Source organism: Mycobacterium sp. (assembly GCF_032161845.1).
Lineage (GTDB): Bacteria > Actinomycetota > Actinomycetes > Mycobacteriales > Mycobacteriaceae > Mycobacterium.
Map to the genome: position 1 here is coordinate 1 of NZ_JAVRQA010000010.1, position 2,908 is coordinate 2,908.

The window sequence follows — 2,908 nt, forward strand, 5'->3', positions numbered from 1 at the left end:
TGAGGTCATCGGCGGCATAGCGGGCCAATGCGTCCTCGGTCGGCACGACGACGGCCAACAGGTAGGGCCGCGCGCTGTTGCCGTAGATGTAGATCTGCCTGACCAGCGGGCTGTTCCCGAACGCCGCCTCGAGCTTGGAGACCGTGACGAACTCGCCCTGGGACAGCTTGAGCACGTTGTTGCGGCGGTCGAGGTATTGCACCCGGTCCGGGCCGAGTTCGGCGACGACGTCACCCGTGCGATAGAAGCCGTCGGCATCGAACACCTCGGCGGTGACGTCGGGCCGCTTGTAGTAGCCGGGAAAGAGCATGTCGGACTTGACCAGAAGCTCACCGCGGGGGTGCGGCACGTCTGTGCCGAAGTAGCCGAGTTCGGGAACGTCGACGAGCTTGTACTCGAGCACCGGTGGGCGGCGGATCTGCCCGTCGACGAACACCGCACCAGCCTCGGTCGAGCCGTAGCCCTCGACGAGGTGCATGTCGAGGAAGTCCTCGACCCACGCCTTCAGCTCGGGCGAGATGGGGGCAGATCCGGTCATGGCGCTGACGTAGCGGTCGCCGATGAGCTTGGTGCGCAACTCCTCTGCGATGAGGCCGCTCGAGGCCTGGCTGAGGTACTCCTGGTGGAGCATGTCCCAGATCCGCGGCACGAAGTTCATCTGCGTTGGCCGGACGAGGGAGAGATCCTCGAGGAAGGTGGACAGGTCGCTGCGCGCGGCGAAGTAGACGGTGCCGCCGCTGGCCAACGTGCCGTAGAGAACACCGCGTCCCATCACGTGGCTCATCGGCAGAAAGGCCAGCGTGATGGCGGGAAGCACGCCCTGCTTGTCGTCCCAGTGCGCGTTCGCCGCCGCCCGCCACATGTTGGCGACCTTGCCTTCTGGGTAGATCGCGCCCTTGGGGGTGCCGGTGCTGCCGGAGGTGTAGACGAGCAGCGCCGCTGGGTCGTCACCGTCGCCGACGACGGACTCGGGAACCGCACGCGTCCTGCCGCGGCCGAGCGCGTCGGCGATGGTCTCGACGACGACGGGGCTGTCGGCGAGACGCGCCTTCGCGGCGGCCAGGGCCTCGCGCTGTTCGTCGACCTCGGGTGAGAAGTCGAAGACCATCAGCCGGGCGGGAGCGGGTCCTGTGAGGATCAACTCGACCGCGTCGTCGACGAAGGCGATGCTCGACGCGATCAGCGACGGTTCGGTCTCCGCGACGATCGGTTGAAGCTGAGCCAGAGGGGCACTGGTCTGCAGTGGAACCGAAATCGCGCCGAGCTGCATGAGCGCCATGTCGATGACGGTGTAGTCGACGCTGGTGAAGCCGAGGATGGCGACGCGCTCGCCGGGGGCGACGGGCTCGTCGCGGAGGGCGGCGGCGAGTGTCTGCACACGCTTCCAGAGCTGGCCGTAACTGATGGTCTCGAAGCGGGGAAGCAGCGTTGCCGTCGTGCGACCCGCTGCGTCGGTGGAGTACTCGACGGCGCGCTCACCCACTGCGGGGCGGTCGGCGTAGGCGTCCATCACTGCGTGGACTACGTCGGGCAGGCGCAGACCCGGCTTGTCCGTGGCGGTCCCCACGGCGGGGTCGGGGCGGGCTGCGGCGAATTGCTCGTCGCGGGCATACAGATCGGCGACGCGGCGCTCGAGGCGCGCTTCGCGGGCTTGGCCGGTTTCGGTCGACATTGTCTTTCCTCTTCGACGCTTTCGCGTCCGTAGCTTTGACGGTGAGGCGTGCGCAGTGCTGCGTTGCACTCCCACCAAACAACGTTAGCAAAACTAAAGATATGCCCCGGTTCACTGAGCTGCCAGTTCCCTGTGAGGAATCGCACTTCCCGAGGCTTCGTTATACTAACTAAGCATATCTCAACGGAAGGCAACAACCATGACCAGAAGCAACGACGACAGCTGGGACCTGGCCACCAGCGTTGGCGCCACCGCCACCATGGTGGCCGCCGCGCGCGCGATCGCCACGAACGACGACGTGCTCGACGACCCGTTCGCTGAGCCTCTGGTGCGCGCCGTGGGCGTGGACTTTCTCACTCGCTGGGCAACCGGCGAACTGTCCGGCGCCGACCTCGACGGCGACGGGTCGGGCTGGGGCCTTCAGCAGATGCCGGCCGCGATGGCGTCTCGCACGATGTTCTTCGACGAATTCTTCACCGCTGCGGCGAAGGCAGGAATCCGCCAGGCGGTGATCTTCGCCTCCGGCTTGGATGCCCGCGCGTACCGACTGGACTGGCCCGCGGGCATGACCGTGTTCGAGATCGACCAGCCCGAGGTCATCGAATTCAAGACGACGACGCTGGCCGGCCTCGGCGCCGAGCCGAGGACCGACCTTCGCTCGGTCGCGATCGACCTTCGCGACGATTGGCAGACGGCGCTGTTGGCAGCAGGGTTCGACACCACCCGTCCCGCGGCGTGGATCGCGGAAGGCCTGTTCGGCTATCTGCCGCCAGAGGCCCAGGACCGCCTGCTCGACGCGGTCACCGAGCTCAGTGCGCCAGGCAGCCGGATGGCCACCGAGGCGGTGCAGAGCGGCAGCTTCGACGATGCCGAGATGGACGAGGTCCGTCAGCGGATGCGCGAGGCAGGCGAGAAGTGGCGTGAGCACGGCTTCGACTTGGACTTCTCCGAGCTGGGGTTCCATGGCGAACGCAACGAGGTCGACGCGTACCTCGACGCCCGCGGGTGGACGTCGGTCGGCACGCCCATGGGTGAGCTGCTGGTGGCCAACGGGTTTCCTGCGCTCCCAACGTCAGAGGACGACCGGATGACGATGAACGGCGTCACCTACTTCACGTCGACACGCTGAGCTACCAGCAAATTCACAGGTCAACTTAGCCACCGGAGACGGCTGGTACAGCTAACATTGGCCGATGTTTCGCGGCCAGGTCAGCGTCGTGCGTACGGGCTTCTCTG

General features: G+C 66.5%; 2 protein-coding genes. One reads left to right on the forward strand and one right to left on the reverse strand.

The window, feature by feature from the left end; all coding sequences use genetic code 11:
* Positions 1-1,672, reverse strand: a 1,672-nt coding sequence (locus tag QOD90_RS00535; protein ID WP_526345595.1) for an AMP-binding protein, incomplete at its 3' end; no start/stop codon positions are given.
* A gap of 199 nt (positions 1,673-1,871) precedes the next feature.
* On the opposite strand from QOD90_RS00535, the gene QOD90_RS00540 reads away from it, so the two are divergent.
* Positions 1,872-2,801 (forward strand): class I SAM-dependent methyltransferase, encoded by a 930-nt coding sequence (locus QOD90_RS00540; RefSeq protein ID WP_526345597.1) that lies wholly within the window; start codon positions 1,872-1,874, stop codon positions 2,799-2,801.
* Positions 2,802-2,908 lie beyond the last annotated feature (107 nt).

Coding starts and splice junctions, on each gene's coding strand:
- QOD90_RS00540 (WP_526345597.1), top strand. CDS start 1,872: ATGACCAGAAGCAACGACGACAGCTGGGACCTGGCCACCAGCGTTGGC.